This is a genomic window from Pseudomonas sp. GW823-FHT02E01 (genome assembly GCF_058797535.1).
Map to the genome: position 1 here is coordinate 550,536 of NZ_JBXAJS010000001.1, position 22,000 is coordinate 572,535.

Genomic DNA, 22,000 nt, shown 5'->3' on the forward strand with positions numbered 1-22,000 from the left:
GAGTCCCAGTACGCTGCTGGCACCCCGATAGCTGATGGGCAATTGAATGGAAGGAGAAAGGGAGGGCATCCATTGCCCTCCCCTCCGCTGTCCACGCTCCTTGCGACAGTACTGACCAGGACCTCAAGTGGCCAGAATGAAGTCCGTCTGATCAACGGCTGCGCTGTTGACACCCACAAGGTGAATCGTGTCCGCCCCGATCCCTACCACCGTGTCCGCCCCGTTGGCCGTAATGGTCACGTTGGCAGCGAACGTCGCGCTGTTGATCCCCAGCGCCGTGATATTGAGCAAGTCTTGCCCGACCGGATTGGCTCCGAAGTTCAGGATCGTATCGCTGCCGAAACCCGCAGCAAACGCGAACGTATCGTTACCGGCGACGCCGCCACTCATCACGTCGTTACCGCCACCGCCGGTGAGAACGTCGTTACCCGCACCACCCACGATCCTGTTGGCCAGCGCGTTGCCGCTGCCCGCAAAGTTGCCGCTGCCGCCGAAAAACAGATTTTCGACGTCGGCACCCAGGGTGTAGCTCGCGAGCGAGGTCCAGACCGTGTCGCTGCCGGCACCGGCGAGCTCGATCACCACGTCCCCAAGGTCGGCGACTTCATAGATATCGTCGCCACCGCCGCCGGCCATCGTGTCGGCACCTGCGCCACCGATGATGACGTCGTTACCCGAGCCACTGCTGAGGCCGTCGTTACCCGCGCCCCCCATGATCGTGTTGGCGAGCACGTTGCCGCTGCCCACAAAGTTGCCGCTGCCGCCGAAAAACAGATTTTCGACGTCGGCACCCAGGGTGTAGCTCGCGAGCGAGGTCCAGACCGGAGTCGCTGCCGGCACCGGCGAGCTCGGTCACCACGTCCCCGAGTTCGGTAACTTCATAGGTATCGCTGCCGACACCGCCGGCCATCGTGTCGGCACCTGCACGACCCATGATGAGGTCGTTACCTGCGCTGCCGCTGAGGACGTCGTTACCCGCACCACCCACGATCGTATTGTCGAGCGCGTTGCCACTGCCCGCAAAGTTGCCGCTGCCGCCGAAATACAGATTTTCGACGTTGGCACCCAGGGTGTAGCTCGCGAGCGAGGTCCAGACCGTGTCGCTGCCGGCACCGGCGAGCTCGCTCACCACGTCCCCAAGGTCGCTGACTTCGTAGATATCGCTGCCGACACCGCCGACCATCGTGTCGGCACCTGCGCCACCGATGAGGACGTCACTACCCGCACCACCCACGAGCGTGTTGGCGAGCGCGTTGCCGCGGCCCGCGAAGTTGCCGCTGCCGCCGAAATACAGATTTTCGACGTTGGCACCCAGGGTGTAGCTCGCGAGCGAGGTCCAGACCGTGTCGCTGCCGGCACCGGCGAGCTCGCTCACCACGTCCCCAAGGTCGCTGACTTCGTAGATATCGCTGCCGACACCGCCGACCATCGTGTCGGCACCTGCGCCACCGATGAGGACGTCACTACCCGCACCACCCACGAGCGTGTTGGCGAGCGCGTTGCCGCGGCCCGCGAAGTTGCCGCTGCCGCCGAAATACAGATTTTCGACGTTGGCACCCAGGGTGTAGCTCGCGAGCGAGGTCCAGACCGTATCGATGCCGGCACCGGCGAGCTCGGTCACCACGTCCCCAAGGTCGGTGACTTCAAAGGTATCGTCACCGAGACCTCCAGCCATGGTATCGGCACCCGCCCCCCCGATGAGAATGTCATCACCCGCGTCACCATTGAGGATGTCGTTGCCGCCCAGCCCGTTCAGGATGTCGTTGCCATCACCTCCGCTGGCCACGTCGTCGCCTTGCGTGCCGATAAAAATGTCGACACCGGGGGTACCGACAAACACTACACCGACGGTCACCGGGGCCGTGGCGTCGGACGCAATGCTTTCGGCCACACCGAAGTCATCCACGTAACTGACCACCACGCGCACTTGATCGCCGACCTGATTCTGGCCAAGCGTGAGCGTGCTGCCGGTGGCTCCGGCGATGTCGACGAAGGTGACCCCGTTGGTCTCCTGCCACTGGAAGGTGAACTGCGGATTGCTGAGGCCATCGACGTCGACGATGGTCGACAGGTCCGCGGTCAACACCTGGTTCAGAAACGCAAACCCGAGGATGCCCGGCCCAGCGGTCGGTGCGTTGTTCCCCGACGAGTCGACGATCTCCAGCGTACTGCTGCCATCCTGATACACCGCCCGAACGCGGATGTTCAGGCCGGCGACATCGTCCGCCACCCGGTAGGTGGCGCCTGTCACCCGCGATGCCTCGCCGGCGGCAATAACGGTGATGTCGTCATAGATGCCCGAACCGGCAATGGTTTCGACCTGCCAGTAGTAAGACACCGGACCGAAAATCGCGCCGGTCGGATTGGCCGCACTCGCGCTGTTGGCGTCGCGTATCGACTGAGAGCTGACGCGCAACAGTTGGCCGGCGACAGGTGCATCGCTACGCGCACCGGTGGCAGCATCGAGGATTGCCAGACGCCCCACGGGACCGCTGTTCAAGACGGTGCCAACACCGGACGACTGCGCCAGGTCGGCGAACTGCAGGCGCTCGATGCCCGTCAGGCGATCGACGCCATCACGCCCTGCAACCAGGTCGGTCACAATGACAGTGTTGCCATCGACAGCGACGGTGTACTCCGACGCATTGCCTGAGTACAGCGCGGTGTCGAAGTTGTCAGTGCCGGTCAGGATCTCCCGCACGATGACCAGTTGGCCCGGGTTGTAAGTACCGTTCAACATCGCCTGGACCATCGGCTCCATGCTGTCGAACGTGGCGATTTCCGCGCCGGTGCCATCAGCGTTTGCCCGTACGCTGATGCGCACGTTCAGCCACTTGTCACCGTCGATGATGTCGTCACCACCGCGACCTTCAATGAGGTCGCTGCCGCTACCACCGAGGATGATGTTGCCGCCGTCGAAGAATGTCGCTCCAGCTGGCAGCAGACCCGCCAGACCGTTGATCAGGCTGATGTTGGTCAGCACACTGCCAGTTGCACCCGCGGTGGGTAGCGATGTCGCATCTTCGTTATCACCGCGCAGGAAGTCACCATGGGACGAACCCGACAGACCTTCCATGATGTCGAAGCGCACCAGCGCCGAAGCTCCTGAACCCGGCATCGGTGGCACATCGAAGAAGCGGTCGGTGTAATCAACGCTCACACCTTGGGCCAGCCCCTTGAAGGTCGCCCAGTCATAGCCCGAGCCGCCGATATAGCGGTCACCGAAGCCGAGACTGCCGACCATGATGTCGTCACCGCCTTCGCCGTTGAACTTATCGTTCTCGCTACCGCCGATGTAGACATCGTGACCGATTACCGGGTCGTTGCCGAGCGGGTCGAAGTTGTCGCCAGGTGCACCGTCCGAAGTGCCCTTCTCGATCCAGTCGTCGCCTTCGTTACCCATGTCCTGTTCGTTGGCTTTGCTGCCCAGGATAAAGTCGTTGCCCTGGCCACCAATGGCCTCGGAGGCGTCCTCACCGGTAATGATGAAGTCGTTGCCGAACCCACCAATGAGCAGGTTGACGCCGTTGCCTCCGTGCAGTACGTCGTGGCCGTCGCCACCCTGGATGTTATCGTCGCCGCCAGTGTCGGTGATGATGTCGTCGCCGGCACCACCGCGCAATTGGTCGTTGCCGTCACCGCCTTCGATGCGATCGTTGCCGCCATCACCCCAGACCGTGTCATCGCCTTCACTGGCGATGAGTATGTCTGCGTTTTCGGTGCCACCCAGCACGATGTGCTCGTCACCTGTGTACTTGATGTAGTTGGTGTCCGCCCCCACGGTCAACGGGTTGTCGCGGAACACCACCTGCTCGCCATTCGGGCCGAGCGGATCGACGGCGAGCAGACCTTCATTGAACTGCCTGCCCTGGTCCACTTCCAGATAGAACCCCGGATCCGTGAACACCACGCCAGGCAAGTGCGTGGCCGAGGTGTTGGCCATGATCAGCTTGGCGAACGAGTTGCTTTCAAGTTCCGCGTTCATCGACAGGCCAGAGGTACGCTCCAGATAGTAGAAGCGGTCGCCGTCCTGCAGTTTTTCCAGCTGGTTCTCGAACACGAAGTTGAAGGTCGAGCCGAGCATGCCGCCGAACGGAGTTTTCTGTTCGGCAAGTCCGCCAATCCACATATCGATGGCATCGACGCCAGTGATCGTCACGTTCCTCAAGTCGTCGGCAGTACCCAGTACCCCATCGCTGCCAGCCAGCGTTACGTTGGCAAAGGCACCGGTGCTGTTGAGGAAGTCCAGGCGGTCAGCCGGCGCCCCCACTCCACCGAATACCAGCGCCAGAGCTGCAGCGCGTTTGCCTTCCAGCGTGGTCGCTGCCGTGATGGTGTCATGCGTGCCATAGGCCGCGATGAAGTTGATCAACGACTCCGGATGCTTGAGGTGCTGCACCAGGTCGACCCAGCTGTTGTAAGGCTTGAGTTGAGTGTCACCGGTTTGGCTGTAGATGTCGCGGCGGAACGCGTTGAGTGAAGGAATCCCCACGTCGCGGCCACGGGCGATGTTGATCGCCGGCAGGTCGAGCGGCAGGCCGAGCAGGTTATTGCGCAGCGCCTCGGTGACGAACTCGTCGATTTCGTTACCGGCTTGCCGGGTCACCCCACGGATGATCGCACTGGTCGCATCCTCTGGCGACACGCCACTGGCGGCGAACGCCAACGGGTTGAGGAACGCCGCGATCAAGCCCAGTTGCTGATCGGGGTTGGCGCTGCTCGGATCGCCTATCACGTTGAAGTCGATATCGTAGCGATCGACAGTCTCGGTCAGCATCGAGTGGCCAAACCGGTACACGGTGTGGGCGAACTCGGCGACGATCGAAGGATCGAGGTCGACGTCATAGACCTGGGTCGGTGCGAAGAACAGGTCGATGTTGGGCTGGATGGTCCGTGCAAACTCCTCGAACACCAGGTGCTGATACTGCATCTCGGTGCCGAACTTGGCAGCCTGGAACAAGCGCTCGCCATTCCACTGCAGCGCATCGAACTCAGCCTGGGTAGTTGGCAACGCGGCCACCGGAGTCAACAGCCACTCGTTGAGGAAGGCCACGTCACCCGAATCGAGTACGGTGTCCTTGGTCTGCGCAACCAGCCGGTTGTGCTCGGAGTGGAAGATCGCATGCACCGCAGTCAGGCCGATGTTTTCGTTGACCCGGCCGTCGCCGGCGATGTAGTGAGCGTCGAGCAGTTCGTTGTCATAGGTCAGGTTGTTGCCGCCAGGGCCAACGGGCTGCGCATTGCCGACAAGGGTGTCGGCATCCGCCTGCAGAACCCCGCCGGTAACGACCGGCACGGCGTTGTGGGCGATGTCGTTGAGGAAGGCATGGCTGGTGCGCACTGCGTTCACGAGGCTTACCGGGCTGGCCGGATTGCCTTCGACAAGCGTAGTGACATCATCGGCGGTGCCGGCAATGCCATCCGCCCCGTTGTTGACCCGAATGACAACCTGCGGGAAGCCGTTCGGCCCCTTGATGAAGTTGCCATAGGCGTCAGTCGCCAGCAGCGGGCCGCTGTCGATATCGGCGTCGGTCAGATTGATACCCAGCACGTCGCGTGCCTGGGCCTTGACCACCTTCCAGGTTGCCATACCACCGATTTCAACGTCGTCAGCGGTGCCAAACGTGCCATCCGCCCCCAGGTCACGGTTAGTGATCAACCGGCCTGTCGCTACGGGGCCGCTGGCGGTAAGTTCATAACCGCGCAGGAACACCTGATGCGACGGGTGCGAGCTATAGGTCTGGTTCTGGTCCACGAACGGCGAGGTGGTGTTGGTGTGCTCATGGATGTCGTCGGCCGTGCCAAGAACGCCATCCGCCCCTGGCTGGTTGGTCGCGCGGGTCAGAACCATGAAGTTCGTCAGGCTACCTGGGACAAAGAGTGGATCATCCGGCTGAAGCGGAATGAAGACGGTGCCCGAACCACCTTTGGTCACCAGGTCCAGACCATGATCGAAGAACTGCCCGAAGAAGGTCATCCAGGCGTTGAACGGCGCGGACAATCCCGCATCCGACGTGGTGTTCTCGAACAGGTACACATCGCGGTCGTCGCCAGTACCGAACTGTCCATCCAGCCCGGGGCTGGCAACAATCTGTACACCTTCCTTGAGCACATCGTCGTTACCCACCGCGCCGAAGTTGAGCACACCGTCCAGGCCCGGGTCGAATGCCGTGGCATAGGCCGCCGGGTTGTTCGCTGTCTGATCGACGATCAGGTTACTGATGGTGCGCGGCTGCGAGTCGATCACAAGGCCGTTGTTCTGCGCATACGACGTTCCCCCTTCCGCCGGATTGAAGACCGGATCGCCCACGCGCGGGAAGAGGTTATCGGCGGCGCCAAACTCGGTGTTGTCAATGCCGTTGAGGTTCATCAGGTTGTTGTTTGACCCGTCGACCGTACGCAGGCCCAGCGGCGCGCGGATGTTCGGGAGCAGCGAGAGGATGTCCTGACCGGCCGCATCAGCCTCGGCAATCTTGATCTGGTCAAGAATGAAGTTGAGGTCGGAGCGGACCATGTTAAGACCGGCGCCACCCGCAGTGGCATCGACTACAGGTACCTGCGCCGTTGGCGTAACCGGTGCACCGGCAACAACGGCAGCCGTCGGCGTGGAGAACAGGATCTCCGTGGTGCCGTGACCGTCCTGATAGATAGCCTTGACCCGCAACGACAACCCGGCGAGATCAGGAGAGACCTTGAATGCGGTACCATTGGCGCTTTGGAACGCCAGGTCGCCAGCCGGCAACAGAATGATGTCCTCAAATATGCCACTGCCTGGATCGGCCTCGAACTGCCAGATGTAGGACACAGAGGAGTTGGTGATCAACCCCTGCGGATTACCCGCCGCGACGTTGTCGTCATCGCTCACCCCGGCCACGCTGACAGTCAGTAAATCGCCCACGGTGATCGCGCCGCCGTTGCCATCCGAGACAGTCGGACTGCCATCCGGTTGGGCATTCTCCCCCGCCACCAGCACTTGCTGGTTATCGGCGAACTGCAGGCGTTCGATATTCAGCAAGGTATCGGTGCCGTCGCGACCCGCTACGCTATCGGCCACTGTCCAGACATCGTCCGACACATCGTCCGTGCCACGGTCGTCGACAGTCACCGCATACTCGGCTTCAAGCCCGGAGAAAATGGCGGTATCGAAGGCCGCCCCGCCCGTCGAGGTGCCGGGCATGATTTCCCGCACGGCCTTGAGCTGACCAGGGTTGATGGTGCCATCCAGCATCAACGGGATCATATCGACCATGCTGTCGAAGCTGGCGATCTCAGGGCCGGTATGGTTGACGTCAGCCGGATCATAAACGGCAATCCTGACGTTGATCCATTTGTCGCCGTCGATCAGGTCATCGCCACCGCGGCCCTCGATCAGGTCGCTGCCATCACCGCCGAGGATGATGTTGCCAGTGGCAAAGCCGGTGACCGGCAGTCCGGCATCGGCCAGGAACTGGTCCAGTCCGCGGATCAATGCGACATTGGTCAGCGCACTGCCCGTGGTACCGCCGTGGTTGATGATGGTGTCCGCATCGACATTATCGCCTTTGAGCACATCGCCGAAACTTGAACCGGACAAGCCCTCCACCTCGGCAAAACGGTCGAGAATCGAGGCCGGCGAGGCGCCCACCGGATTGAATATGCCGGCATTCTGGTTGGGTGTATTGCCATGCGGTTGCGCCAGCGCGGCCATGGTCAGGTCAGCGGTCACGCCGATCCTGTCATTTTTGTAGGTCACCCAGTCGAAACCGGACATGCCTTCCATCTTGTCCTGGGCATCGCTGCCCACAAAGATGTCATCGCCACCCTCGCCGATCATTTCGTCGAAGCCACCGCCACCGATAAAGATGTCGTTGCCGATCACATCGTCATTGAGCAACGGCGAGGCGTTATCGCCAGGCGCACCGTCCTGGGTGCCCTTCTCGATCCAGTCATCACCTTCGCCACCCATAGGTGGCAGGTTGGTCTTGGCACCGAGTATGAAGTCGTCACCCTGCCCGCCAAAGGTCAGGGAGATGTCTTCCGTGGTGATGATGAAGTCCTGGCCATCGCCACCCAGGATCAGGTTGCCTCCGGCAAGCATGCTGCCAGCGATGATCACATCGTTACCGTCATTGCCTTCCAGACGGTTGTCGCCGAACGAATCGCTGATGATGTCATCACCCGCGCCGCCCAGTACCGCATCGTTCCCGGCACCGCCTTCAAGGCGGTCGTTGCCGCCGTCGCCGTAAAGGGTGTCATCGCCCTCACCGGAAATGATGATGTCATTACCGGCAGTGCCGCCCATGACGATATGGTCTTCACCGGTGTACTGCAGATAATTGGTGTCCGGACCCACGGTGTCGGGGTTGTCGCGAATCACCAGCGACACGACTTCCACGCCATTGATCATGATACCGCCGGTCGGATCGGCGCGGCCATCCACGCCAAGGCCGGTGAACTGGGCGGTCTGATCCACCTCAAGGGTGAACGTTGGCGTCAGGAACACGGTGTTCGACAGGTGGGTGACATCGGTGTTGAGCATGATCAGCTTGGCAAAGGAGTTGTTTTCCAACTCGGAGCCGAAGTTCAGGCCCGCGGTACGCGCCAGGTAGTAGAAGCGGTCGCCGTTCTGCAACGCCTCCATCTGGGTTTCAAACACAAAGTTGAACGTCGAGCCGAGCATGCCGCCGAACGGCATTTTCTGTTCGGCGAGGCCACCGACCCAGAAGTCGATGTCGTCGACGCCCGTGACCGTCACACCGGTCAGGTCATCGGCAGTACCCAGTACCCCATCCGCGCCGGCCTGGGTTACGTTGGCGTAGGCACCGGTGCTGTTGAGGAAGTCCAGGCGGTCAGCCGGCGAACCCGCACCGTTGAATACCAGCGCAAAGGCTGCAGCGCGTTTGTCTGCCAGCGTGGTCGCCGCCGTGATCGTGCTATGCGTGCCATAGGCCGCGATGAAGTTGACCAGCGACTCGGGGTGCTTGAGGCTGTCTGCCAGGTCAGCCCAACTGATGTACGGCTTGAGTTGGCTGTCGCCGGTGGATGCGTAAAACTCGCGACGCGCCTCATTCAAGGTGGGGATGCCCGTGTCGCGACCACGTGCCAGGTTCAGGCTCGGCAAATCGAGCGGCAGACCGAGCAGGTTGTTGCGCAACGCTTCGGTGACGAACTCATCGATCTCGTTGCCGACCTGGCGGGTCACACCGCGAATGATCGCCCCTGCCGCCTGGTCCGCAGTCACCCCGCTGCTGGCGAACGCCAGCGGGTTGAGGAAGGCCGCGATCAGACCCAGTTGCGAGTCCGGGTTGGTGGGGTCAGTGAGCAGCGGATTGAACGCGGGGTCGAAGCGATCGACGGTCTCGGTCAACATCGAGTGACCGAAGCGATACACCACGTGGGCGAACTCGGCGAGGATTGCCGGGTTGATCGAGGTGTCATAGCCGGTGGGCGCGAGGAACTCGTCGATCTGTGGCTGAATGGTCCGCCCGAACTCTTCGAACACCAGGTGTTGGTACTGCATTTCGGTGCCGAACTTGGCGGCCTGGAACAGGCGTTCGCCGTCCCACACCAACGCCGCAATCTCGGCGGGTGTAGTCGGTATCGCGGCCACGTCGTCCACCAGCCACTCATTGAGGAAGGCCAGATCGCCTGCGGCAATGATGGTGTCCTTCGATTGCTGAACCAGACGGTTGTGCTCGGAGTGGAACACATGGTGCACGGTGGTCAGGCCAATGTTCTCGTTGACCCGGCCGTCGCCGGCAATATAGTGGGCGTCGAGCAGTTCGTTGTCATAGGTCAGGTTGTTGCCGCCAGGGCCAACGGGCTGCGCATTGCCGATAGCGATGTCGGCATCCGCCTGCAGAACCCCGCCGACGACGACCGGCGCGGCATTGTGGGCGATGTCGTCGAGGAAACCATGCCCGGTGCTCACGGCATTGGCCAGACTGATGGGGGCTGCCAGGTTGCCTTCGACCAGTTGAGTGACGTCATCAGCCGTCCCGGCGATGCCGTCAGCACCGTTACTGATGCGAATCACCACCTGCGGCATGCCGTTCGGCCCGCGGATGAAGTTGCCGTACGCATCGGTTGCCAGCAATGGCACGTTGTGCACATCGGCGTCGGTCAGGTTGATGCCCAGAATGTCACGGGCCTGGGCCTTGACCACTGCCCAGGTCGCCATGCCGCCATTTTCGCCGTCGCCATCATCGGCCGTGCCGAACCGGCCATCCGGGCCGAGGTCGCGGTTGGTAATCAAGCGCCCCGTTGCAACAGGATCGCCCGCCGCGTTGATGACGTACTCGCGCAGGAACACCTGATGCGAAGGGTGCGAGGCGTAGGTCTGGCTTTGGTCGACGAACGGCGAGGTGGTGTTGGTCTGGCCATCATCGGCCGTGCCGACTACTCCGTCCGCGCCGGCGGTATGCACTGCGCGCGACAGCACCATGAAGTTGGTCAGGCTGCCCGGGACGAACAACGGATCGTCCGCCTGCAGCGGAATGAACACGACGTCGGTAGTGCTCTTGGTGACCAGGTCGAGACCGTGATCGAAGAACTGGCCGAAGAAGGTCATCCACGAGTTGAAGCTGGCGGTCAGGCCGACGTCCGGCGACACGTTGGGCATGAAGAACACGTCCTTGTCATCGGCCGTTCCGAACACGCCATCCAGTCCGGGGCTGGTGACTATCTGTACGCCATCCTTGAGTACGTCGTCATTACCCACCGTGCCGAAGTTGAGTACACCGTCCAGGCCCGGGTCGAACGCTGAGGCATAGGCCGCCGGGTTGTTGGCGGTCTGGTCGACGACCAGGTTACTGATAATCCGTGGTTGCGGGTCGATCACCGTCCCTGTTCCGGCGTACTGCGCCGATAGAAAGGAAGGATCGAGCAGGCGTGGGAAGTCAGCGTCCGCGGCGCCAAAATCACTCTGGCCGGTGACCAGGTTGTTGAAGCTGCCATCGACGGTACGCAGGCCGAACGGCACCTGGGTATTGGGAAGCAAATCAATGAGGCTGGTGCCGGCGGCATTCGCCTCGGCGATAAAGATTTGCTTGAGGATGAATTCCAGGTCCGACTTGTTGAAATTGGCCATTTTGGATTGCCCTCGATCTGTCTGGTTAAAGGCGCGGGACGAGAAAATCCTCCCGCGCCAAGTCAAGTGATGGCTTGCGCAGTTTGTTGGTTATGTTTTTTTGCGAGAGCTGGCGTTACCCGGGACCCGGGATTCGCGCCTGGAATTCGCGATATGAATTGCTCGCCGGGCGATCAGGCAGAGCGGATTCGAGCCCTGGGCGGGCCATGGAATCTGGAAGTGAAGGCGAACGTCCTGGACAGCCCCTTCCCTCTGCAAAACAACGAAATGATCGACATGGTTCTGCTCCTCCCGGGAAATCACCGCGCCTTGCGTTGCCAAAGCGATGGCAAGCTTCAGGCGGGCGGCCCCCCCGATAACTAAGACTAAAGTTCCATAGCAAAACTTTGTCAATATTACGTCGTTAAAACAGACGACTGGTGGCAGGCATCACAACTATCTGTTTTTTAAGGACATATAGAAAGTTGTGTGCTGGTATAGAGCGAAATGTTATTTCGGAGTGATTCAGCGCCACCTACGCTGCTGCATAAGGGAGCAACGCAGCGATTTCGGAAGACTCGCCATCCATAGAGCGACCAGCCTGCGTGTCCATAAGCTGTTTACAGGACTACATTTACTGTTAGCTGTTGCGCTCCAAGGGCAATCGGCTTTTCGCAGTGGGAGGATCAAAATGCCCAAGCAGTCGAGCATCCGTTCAGAACTGGCCGACGCGCTCTTTCGTCTGCGCCGCAGCTTTTATTTGCTGGCAGGGTTCAGCGGCGTCATAAACGTCATGATGTTGACGCCAGCTATTTATATGCTGCAGGTTTACGATCGAGCCCTGGTCAGTCGCAACGTCACGACACTGACGATGCTGACAGTCCTGGTAGTAGGTCTGTTCTTGCTGATGTCCACGCTGGAAATGGTCCGCACCCGCGTACTGATCCGGGTCGGCAACTGCCTCGACATGGACCTCAACCGACGCATTTTCACCGCTGCATTCGAGCGCAACCTGAACCGCGCCGGAGGTAATCCGGCCCAGGCCCTGCAAGACCTTGCCCAGGTTCGTCAGTTCGTCACCGGCAACTCCCTGTACGCTTTCTTCGATGCACCGTGGACGCCGATCTACCTGCTGGTCGCCTATCTGATCCACCCAATACTCGGACTGATCACGCTGATAGGCTCACTGATTCTGGTGGCCCTGGCCTGGCTCACCGAGAAGGCGACGCAGAAACCGCTGGCCGAAGCCAATCAGGCCGCCCTCTCCTCCTCCCAGTACGCCAACAACAACCTGCGCAACGCCGAGGTCATCGAGGCAATGGGCATGCTGCCGTCGATCAGCAAGCGCTGGTTCCAAAGCCATTTGCGCATTCTGGAAATGCAGACCCTGGCCTCCGATCGTGCCGCCTTGATCAGCAGCACCGGGCGCTTCGTGCGGATCACTTTGCAGTCGCTGATCCTCGGCGCCGGCGCGCTGCTGGCGATTGAAGGCAAGATCACCCCGGGGATGATGATTGCCTGCTCGATCCTCACCGGTCGCGCACTGGGTCCGGTGGAACAGGTCATCGCGTCGTGGAAGCAATTGCTCGGCTGCCGTTCGGCCTGGGGCCGGCTCAGCGAGATGCTGCAAGACTTTCCGCGCCGGCCACCGAGCATGTCGCTGCAGCGGCCAATGGGCATGCTGGCGGTGGAGAATGTGTATGCCGGTGCCCCGGGGACCACCAACACGATTCTGCGCGGTGTGAGCTTCAGCCTTGTCCCCGGCGAAAGCCTTGGCATTATCGGTCCGTCCGCCTCGGGCAAATCCACCCTCGCCCGCCTGCTGGTTGGCGTCTGGCCGACGCAGGCCGGCAAGGTGCGCCTGGACGGCGCGGACATCTTCAACTGGAACAAGGGCGAACTTGGCCCCTGGCTCGGCTACCTGCCACAGGACGTGGAGCTGTTCGAGGGGACCATCGCCGACAACATTGCGCGCTTTGGCGAAGTGGACAGCGAAGCGGTCATCCGCGCCGCCAAGATCACTGGCGTGCACGAGATGATCCTGCGTTTTCCGCAGGGTTATGACACCCGCCTGGGCACCGATGGCAGCCCGCTATCCGGCGGCCAGAAGCAGCGCATCGCCTTGGCCCGCGCGCTGTATGGCGAGCCCAATCTGATCGTGCTGGACGAGCCGAACGCCAACCTCGACGACGTCGGCGAAAAGGCCTTGGTCGATGCTCTGGCCGAACTCAAGGGCCGTGGCGCCACCGTCATTCTGATTTCTCACCGTCCCAACGTACTCTGTGCCGTCGATAAGGTGCTGATGCTGCGCGACGGCGGCGTGCAGATGCTAGGTACGCGCGATGAAGTATTCGCAGCGCTGCGCAAGGCCAGTGTGATCCCTGCAGGCGCATCAACTCCGCTGGCCTCCGTCAAAGCACGGGAGTGACCGATCATGCAACTGAGCCAACATACCGAGATGATTACAGCCGATCCCAGGAGCGTGGTAGACCTGGACGTCGGCAAACCCGCGCGGTGGGGCGTGTGGCTGGTGCTTGCCGGCTTCGGCGGCTTCCTCCTGTGGTCCTGGCTGGCGCCACTGGATGCCGGCGTGGTAGCGACAGGCACGGTCAAGGTCACCAGCAATCGCAAAGCCGTGCAGCATCTGAGCGGCGGTACCGTGGAGGCCATTCTCGTTCGCGAAGGCGATCTGGTGACAAAAGGCCAGGAGGTGGTCCGCCTCGACTCATTGCGTGCCGCTGCCGAACAGGGTGCGGTCAGCGCCCAGTACATCGTCAGCAAGACGGTGGAAAACCGTCTGGAAGCGGAACGTGACGGCCGCGACGTGGTGAACTTCGATCCCGAACTGCTCAAGCGCTTCAAGGGTGACCATCGCCTGGAAGCCGCCATGGACCTGCAACAGCGCCTGCTCGACACCCGGCGCGCCGGTCTCGCTGGCGAAATCAGCATCCTGCAGGAAAACCTGGCGGCGTCGGCAGTACAACTCAAGGGCCTGCAGCAGGTCTATGGCGCCCGCGCCTCGCAGATCAGCTTCCTCAACCAGGAACTGCAAGGCACCCGTGTACTGGCGGCCGAAGGCTATGTGCCACGCAACCGCCTGCTTGAGTTGGAACGCAGCAATGCCGACCTCTCCGCCGGCCAGGCCGAGAACCTCAACAACATCGCCCGCGTGCGTAGCCAGACCACCGAAATCAAGCTGCGCATCCTGCAGCGCCAGCACGATTACCTGAAGGAAGTCGAGTCGCAGCTGACGGAAACCGCCAAGGAAAACACCACCCTGGCCGACCGCTTGCGCGCCCTCGACTACGAAGTTACCCACACGGTGATTCGTTCGCCGATCGACGGCATGGTCCAGGCCCTGAGCATCGCCACCGTCGGCGGGATCATTCAGCCCGGCTTCAAGATCATGGAAATCGTTCCGGTCAACGAACCGTTGCAGGTCGACGCGATGATTCCCGTGCAGGCCATCGACAAGATGTTCCCCGGCCTGCCCGTGGACATTTCCTTCCCGGCTTTCAACCATGCCCAGACGCCAAACATCCCCGGCCGCGTGATGACCATCTCCGCCGACCGTCTGATGGACGAGGAAAGCAAGCAGCCGTTCTATCTGGCCCAAGTGGAAGTCACCCCCGATGGCATGAGCCTGCTTGGCACCAATCACATTCGCCCCGGCATGCCCGCCAGCGTCACCATCAAGACCGGCGAACGCAATATGTTGAGCTATCTTCTTAAACCAATGCTCGAACGTGTGGACAGCTCATTCAAGGAACAATGAAATGGACCGTCATTGCCTGCTCTTCTGCCTGCTGGGGTTGGCCTTGCCGGTCGACGCCATGGACCTCAAGCAAGCCTGGGATCTGTTGCAGTTCCAGGGCCCTATCTATCAGGCCGCCGTGCATGAAAAAAAGGCCGGCGGGGAAAACCGCGCTATCGGCAAGGCCGGCCTGCTACCGCAGATCAATGCCTCGGCCTACGACAACAAGGTCAATGGCACACAACGCCAGAGCGGTATCGAAAGGGATCTCGACTACGACTCCAAGGGCGCAAACCTGCGCCTGCGCCAACCACTGTTCAACAAACAGAAAATGGCCGAATACCGCCAGGGTCAGCAGCGTGCCGACTATAGCAACGCGGTATTCGATGCCAAGAGCCAGGACGCCGCGGTGCGCCTGGCCGAAAGCTATTTCGATGTGCTCCTGGCCAGCGAAACCATCACCCTGGCCAAGTCCAAGCTGAACGCCTTCGACGAACAACTCGCCTCGGCGAAACGGCGCATGGAACTGGGGGCCGGCACCGTCACCGACATCGACGAGTCGGCCGCCCGTCGCGACCTCGCCGAAGCGGAACTGATCGAAGCGCAAGACAACCTGGTCAACGCGCGCCGCAAGCTCGAGGAATACATCGGTGAAACCCCCGAATCGCTGACCACCTTGCGTCCGAGCTTCGATACACCACCGCTGCAGCCGAGCAACCTGCAGGATTGGCTGGTCAAAGCCCAGACCGATAGCCCGCTGCTCCATGCGCGCCGCTATAGCCGCGAACTCGCCGAAGAGGAAGTGAAGCGCGCCAGGGCCGGCCACTGGCCAACCCTGGATTTCGTTGCCGGCTACACCGCGGGTGAGAGCCAATCACTCTCCGAGCTGAATCAACGCAACCGCTACAGTTCGGTCGGACTGGAAGTCAATTTCCCGCTGTTCAGCGGTGGCGGCGTCAGCGCGCTGACACGCCAGGCCAGTGCCAATAGCGACAAGGCCTCGGATGAACTGGACGCCGCACGACAGGAAGTCATCACTGGAACCACCCGTGAGTATCAAGGCATCCTGAGCGGCGCCAAACGCATTCGCGCGCTGGAGAAGGCCGTAGCGTCCAACGAACGCTCACTGGCATCGTCACGCAAGGGTTTCAAGGAGGGCGGCACCAGCACCAACTCGGACGTTCTCAATGCCGAAGAACTGCTCTTCGTCGCACGCCACGATCTGTTCGATGCCAAGTTGCGTTATTTGATGTCGCGCCTGCGCCTGGCCTCTTCGGTGGGCAGCCTGGGCGACGACGATATCGACCAGATCAACGACTACCTCGGCCCGGAACTGCTGGTCACCAACTGACGCTCACCTGCCGGCCGGTCAAGCCGAATGATGGCTGACCGGCGCCCCTCCTCCCATGATCCCCATCCAGCCATTCATGGCCGCGGCGCGGCGCAGAAAGGCAGCCGCCAGCGAAAAAAACAGCCAACGCTTGAAATTTGCCCACTAAGGCCTTGATTCCCTTTATGCTCGAACCGGTTCCAGGCTGTAAACTGTTTCCCCATGCGCAAACTTTTGTACCTGACATTTTCCATGGCGTTGCTCGCCACCCTCACGACCTACGCGATGTGGGCCGCAGACCGGCCGGTGGGTCATTACCTTTCGGATCTGCGGATCAACCTGGCTGTCGACCAGGGCACGCCTGCGGACCGCGGCAATCTGTTGGGCATTCAGCCCGAACTGTTTCCCACCGATTATCAAAGCCCCGAGCGTTTGCACCGCAAGCTCGCGGCCTATCTGCAAGCAGCCCGGGACCAGGGTCTGTTGAACGGCAAGACCGTCGTCGTGTTGCCGGAACACGTCGGTACCTGGCTGATGGTCAGCGGCGAGAAGGATGAGTTGTATCAGGCCAGCACCCTCAAGGAGGCCATGAACTGGCTGGCGGTGAGCAATCCCCTGAAGTTCGCCAAGGCGTTGATCAGCGCCGAAGGCGGCAACCGTCTGGACGATGCCCACCTGCGCATGAAAGCCAAGGCGATGGCCAGAGACTACCAGGCATTGTTCGGAGGGCTGGCCAGGGAATTCCACGTGACGCTGGTGGCGGGTTCCATCGTACTGCCCGAACCGAGCATCATCGACGGCACCTTGAGAATCGGCCGCGGCGCGCTGTACAACAGCAGCGTGGTGTTCAACAGCGAGGGCCTGCCGATCGGCCAGCCCCAGCGCCAGATACACCCGTTCTTCGCAGAACAGAACGGGATCAAGGCGAACGGCGAGCACTCGCTCAATGTCGTTGATACCCCCGCGGGAAGGCTGGGCGTATTGATCGGTCACGACAGCTGGTACCCGGAAAACTACCTCAAGCTCAACGACCAAAGCGTGCAACTGGTCGCGGTACCGGCCTTTGTTGCCGGCCGTGGCACCTGGGATCAACCGTGGCGTGGCTACAGGGGCTCGTCAGCGCCGACATCGGTCATCTTGAAGCCTGGAGAAGTCAGTGAAGGCCAGGCCTGGCAGCGCCTGAATCTCACGACCCGGACACCTGCCAGTCAAGCCGTCGCTGGCATGAGTGTGTTCCTGCGGGGTCAGTTCTGGGATCAGGGCAGCGCCGGACACAGTTTCCTCAGCAGCAACGGCCAGCATTTTGCCGACGGCAATGCCCATGGTGCGCGTTTGCTGAACCTCTGGTTGTAGCCATGAAGCCGCAGCCGATGCGCCTGGGCGATCTGTCGGTGGGCTTTGTTCATAGCCTGGCCGATGCCGTGCGCAGTCATGGCGTCGATCCTCAGCCACTGCTCGATCAATACGGCCTCGACCCCGGGCGCCTGAGCGAAGCCGGTGCCCGACTGTCGATACCGCGCTACATGCGCCTGGGCCACAGCGCCATTCAACTGACCGGCAACCCGGCCCTTGGCTTGCGCATGGGCCAACTCAGTCGCCTGAGCCAGGCAGGCCTTGCTGGCGTCACTGCGGCCCAGGCGCCGACGGTACGAGAAGCCGCACGCTGCCTGATTCGATTCGAAACCTTGTACGGCTCCAATTATCGGGGTCAATCAAGCTTTCACGAAGACGCCCAGGGCGCCTGGCTGCGCTTCTATTCGATCAGCCCCTATAACGCCTACAACCGCTTTGTGGTGGATTCGATCATCGCCGGCTGGTTGCAGCAATTGTCGAGTGTCAGCCCTGCCCCGCTGCGCGCCGAACGCATCGAGATCGAATTCGAGGAGCCCGGCTACCGCGCGGCCTATGACGTGTTGGGTGACTGTCCGATTCAGTTTGGCGGCGAGCGCAATCAACTGCGCTTGAGCCTGGCAAGTCTCGCCCAGCGCAACCCCGAGCATTGCCCGAGTACCTGGCGGCATTTGCTGCAACTGTGTGAGCGAGAACTGGAACAACTGACACGCACCCGCAGCCTGCGCGAACGCATCATCGCGCTGCTGGGCCCCCTGCTCAATGGTGGCCGGGAACCCGACCTGCAAGAGGTGGCGGCACGCCTGAAGCTGCCCACCTGGACCCTGCGCCGCAAGCTCGCCGAAGAAGGCACGCAGTTTCGTGCAATTCTCAACGACACCCGTCGCGACCTGGCCATGACCTACATACGCGACACCGAACTGGCGTTCGGAGAGATCGCCTACCTGCTGGGTTTTGCCTCAGCCGAAGCGTTTCAACGCGCATACAAACGCTGGAACGGACAGACCCCCGGCGAATTTCGCCGCAGTCATCGCCAATCCGCCTGATGCCTACAACTCGGTAGCGTCTTCCGCCGGCTCCAGTGGGTCCAGTTCGAAAGCCTGGTACTCGAGCAGCTCTTCTTGATAATCGTCCATTTTTGAATCCCCCAACCCATGCTGAAAAACGTCTGAATAAATGACCAATTCCCTGAGCATAAAGTGCCCGCGTGAAAGAAAAATGACGCGGAAACGACACTCTGTCGCTACTGAATAAAACGTAGCAGCTGGTCAGGAATTTATCATCGGATTTTTTCGCGGGAGGCCACAGAACAGTGGTCTTGGTTGACGAGGGTCAATCTTTTGGCTGGCCACGGGATCAGGTCATCCGACCCGATCCCGTGACGTCTCCATCACTGGCCTGAGGCAGGCATCGCCGGGATGGGTTCGCTCGGCGCAGGCAAGTCACTCGGGTTCGACGGTGGCGTGACGACTTCCTGGAACGATGCAGGCTCTACACGCTCGGTCGGCGTGATCGGCGCCGCTTCAGGAGGCGGGGCAACCGGCTCGGAGGCCGCTGGAGCCGCTTCAATGGATGCAGGTGCAGGTGCAGGCGCTGGTGCAGCAGGCTCTACAGCGGGAGCCGCTGCCGGAGCAGGTGCCAGTGGTGCCGGCGCTGCCTGGGCTTCAGGCATGCCCAGGTCCGTTTTCGGCTTTTCGGGGATGTGCGCAGCCTTTTTCGCTTCCGGCGGCAGGAACAGTTCGACCAGTGCGAAGAAACGCTCGTAGAACTTGGCAGACGATACGGTTTCGCTGGCGACCTTGACCATCGAGTCATCGGAGGAGCCGATCGGCATCGACACCGAGCCCAACACACCCACACCGAGACTGGCGGAGTTGTTGGTCTTCTTCAGCGCATAACGATCCTGCAGGGCGTTGGCGAATACGGTCGCGTGGTGCCCTTCGCTGCCGTCATCGGTACAGACCACGCTGAAGCTGATCTCCATGTGGTTCTCGCCGGTCTGCTGGAAGCTCTTGTGACCGCTGACCAGCTTCGAATCGTTGCTGGTGATGATGTAACCCTGGCTGAGCAAGGCACGACGAGCGGCTTCACAGCTCTGGGTATCGGTGACCGGATAGTTTCGGGAAAAGGTACCGGAGTCGTCGAAATTCTCATGCTCATAGATGGCGGTCTTGTTCGATGAACAACCGGCCGCAGTAGCAAGCACGGCTGCCAGCCCGACAACCCGCATGGGAAGTGATTTAAACATTGAACATCCTGAGGAAAACGGTTCGGGGCATATTGTGCAACAGATCGATGCTTAGCGGAGCATCGATCGTGTCTTAAAACGGTTACAGGCTGATTGACCCCGGTTTTGCGCAAAAGTCACCGCGGCAAGTGACGTACGGCCAAACAAAAAGACCCCGGCCTTCCGGCCGGGGTCTTTTGTGCAGCGCTAAACCTGATCAGGCATCAGTAACGCTTGATCTCCGCCTGGCTTTCCAGCTGCTTGCGGTAAGCCGCGAAGTCTTGCTGGCCGATGCGGGAAGCGAGGTAGCGACGATACTGTGCTTTCTCTTCTTCGGTCGGCGCCGCTGCTTCGTTCACGCCATTGAGGCGCACGATCATCAGGCTGCCATCCGCCAGCGTCACGCTGGTGAAGGTCGGCTTGTCCTTGGACGCAGGCTTCGCCATGCGGAACAGCGCTTGCAGCACCGCAGGGTCGACCCCTTCCTGAGCACGAGTCGCCGCTTCCGTGACTTTCCAGGCCTGGCCGTCGACCGCCTGATCCAACGGGGTCTTGCCATCGCGCAGGCTGGCAATCAGGGCGTCAGCCTTGGTCTTGGCATCGGCGCTGGCGTGTTCCTTGGCCAATTGCACACGGATCGCAGCAGAGACGCTTTCCAGCGGCAATTGCGAAGGCTTCAGGTGCTCCTTGGCACGCAACACGACCACAGTTTCCGGATCGAGCTCGATGGCAGTGCTGTTCGCACCCTCATCCAGGACCTCCGGGCTGAACGCGGCAGTGATCACGGCACGGTTGGCTGCAATACCCTCACCGCCTTCACGGCCGAACGGCTTGGACGTGTGGACGTTCAGTTTCAGGTCCTGTGCCGGTTGCGCCAGGTCCGACGCTTCGAATGAAGCGTCTTCCAGTTGCTTGGTCGCCTCGACAAAACGCTGTTCGACCTGCTGGGCCTTCAATTCGCGGGTCAGCTTGTCTTTCAGGCTGGCGAATGTCGGAACTTCAGGCGCTTCCACGCCCAACAGCTTGATCAGGTGGAACCCGAAATCGGTGCGAACCGGCGCGGAAACCTGGTCCTTGGCCAACGAATACAGGGCTTTCTCGAACGCCGGGTCGTAGACGCCAGGACCGGCATAACCCAGATCACCGCCGTTGTTCGCCGAACCCGGATCCTGGGAGAATTCCTTGGCCAGCGTCTCGAATTTCTCGCCCTTGGCAAGACGAGCCTGAATCTCTTCGATCTTCGCCTTGGCTTGCGCCTCGGTGGTCTTGTCATTCACTTCAATCAGAATGTGCGCCGCCTGGCGTTGCTCGGACAGGTTCGCGATTTCTTTCTGATAGGCCGCCTGCAGGTCTTCGTCATTGACGCTGACCTGATCGAAGAAGGAAGCCTTCTTCAGCTCGAGGTAATCGATGACCACCTGATCCGGCGTCATGAATTCCTTGGCGTGCTCGTCGTAGTAGGCCTTGACCTCATCGTCGGTCAGCTTCACCGCTGCCGGGTCGGCCTTGATGTTCAGCGAGGCGAAATCGCGGGTCTGTTTTTCCAGACGGGCAAACGCCAGTACCTGTGCATCGGTCACGAAACCGCTACCGGCGAGACCGGCACGCAGCTGACCAATCAGCATTTCCTGAGCCAGCATCTGGCGGAATTGCATGCGGGTATAGCCGAGTTGGCGAATCACCTGGTCGAAACGCTCGGAGCTGAACTTGCCATCCACCTGAAACTCAGGCGTTTGCAGGATGACCTGATCCAGAGCCGCTTCGGAAAAGGCGAATTTCGAGTCTTCTGCGCCTTGCAGCAGCAGTTTGCGATCGATCAGGCCCTTGAGAGCCGACTCGCGCAGCATTTTTTCATCGAGCAAGGAAGCATCGAAATCCTTGCCCAGCTGTTGCATGAGCTGACGGCGTTGCATATCGACCGCCTGGCTCAGTTCGTTCTGGCTGATTTCTTCGCCATTGACCTTCGCCGCTTCATTCGTGTTCGTCGTGGCCTGAAAAATGGCGTCGAAACCGGTCAAAGCCATCAGTGCAACGATGACCCCGATAATAGTCTTGGCAATCCAGCCTTGTGAATTGTCCCTGATATTCTGCAGCATGCGTCCCCCAGAAACGGTTGAACTTCAAAAATTAGGCAACCGTGGAGCGTGGGTAGAATCCGGATAGAAGAAAGGCGCATCCGAGGATGCGCCTTCTCGTAACTGGCGGAGCGGATCGAGGGGCTCGAACTGGCGACCCTCGGTGTCTTGAACCGGCGACCTGCAGTCAGGACTGCCGCTCCGCTGCCAAGTCAGG

9 protein-coding genes are annotated in these 22,000 nt (G+C 61.0%); 5 read left to right on the forward strand and 4 right to left on the reverse strand.

All coding sequences use genetic code 11. The features are described 5' to 3' along the window. Positions 1–123: 123 nt before the first annotated feature. Positions 124–714 carry a calcium-binding protein gene (locus tag AC1RDQ_RS02510; RefSeq protein WP_492586398.1) on the reverse strand — a complete coding sequence of 197 codons (591 nt, stop codon included), beginning with the start codon at positions 712–714 and terminating at the stop codon, positions 124–126. Beyond that, positions 698–11,068, reverse strand: coding sequence for a peroxidase family protein (locus AC1RDQ_RS02515; protein ID WP_492586180.1), 10,371 nt, complete (start codon positions 11,066–11,068; stop codon positions 698–700). The genes AC1RDQ_RS02510 and AC1RDQ_RS02515 overlap by 17 nt, the downstream gene beginning before the upstream one ends. 670 nt (positions 11,069–11,738) lie before the next feature. Between AC1RDQ_RS02515 and AC1RDQ_RS02520 the strand changes: the two genes are divergently transcribed. The 5 genes from AC1RDQ_RS02520 to AC1RDQ_RS02540 all read left to right on the forward strand — a co-directional run bounded on the left by AC1RDQ_RS02520 (position 11,739) and on the right by AC1RDQ_RS02540 (position 18,527). Continuing rightward, the gene (locus AC1RDQ_RS02520; RefSeq protein ID WP_492586181.1) at positions 11,739–13,475 is read left to right on the forward strand and encodes a type I secretion system permease/ATPase; all 1,737 of its coding nucleotides are present in this window, start codon (positions 11,739–11,741) and stop codon (positions 13,473–13,475) included. A 6-nt stretch (positions 13,476–13,481) separates the two neighbouring features. Continuing rightward, the gene (locus AC1RDQ_RS02525) at positions 13,482–14,822 is read left to right on the forward strand and encodes an HlyD family type I secretion periplasmic adaptor subunit (RefSeq protein WP_492586183.1); all 1,341 of its coding nucleotides are present in this window, start codon (positions 13,482–13,484) and stop codon (positions 14,820–14,822) included. Between the two features lies 1 nt (position 14,823). Beyond that, positions 14,824–16,152, forward strand: coding sequence for a TolC family outer membrane protein (locus AC1RDQ_RS02530; RefSeq protein ID WP_492586184.1), 1,329 nt, complete (start codon positions 14,824–14,826; stop codon positions 16,150–16,152). Positions 16,153–16,353: 201 nt separating this feature from the next. Then, complete coding sequence (locus tag AC1RDQ_RS02535; protein ID WP_223532303.1) at positions 16,354–17,484, forward strand: carbon-nitrogen hydrolase family protein; 1,131 nt, start codon at positions 16,354–16,356, stop codon at positions 17,482–17,484. 2 nt (positions 17,485–17,486) lie between these two features. Continuing rightward, positions 17,487–18,527 carry an AraC family transcriptional regulator gene (locus AC1RDQ_RS02540; protein ID WP_492586185.1) on the forward strand — a complete coding sequence of 347 codons (1,041 nt, stop codon included), beginning with the start codon at positions 17,487–17,489 and terminating at the stop codon, positions 18,525–18,527. A 344-nt stretch (positions 18,528–18,871) separates the two neighbouring features. On the opposite strand, the gene AC1RDQ_RS02545 is transcribed toward AC1RDQ_RS02540, so the two are convergent. Next, entirely contained in the window at positions 18,872–19,729 is an 858-nt protein-coding gene (locus AC1RDQ_RS02545) for a DUF2242 domain-containing protein (protein WP_492586186.1), read from the reverse strand. Between the two features lie 203 nt (positions 19,730–19,932). After that, a complete protein-coding gene (locus AC1RDQ_RS02550; RefSeq protein ID WP_492586188.1) occupies positions 19,933–21,804 on the reverse strand; it encodes a SurA N-terminal domain-containing protein in 1,872 nt (623 codons plus the stop codon). Positions 21,805–22,000 lie beyond the last annotated feature (196 nt).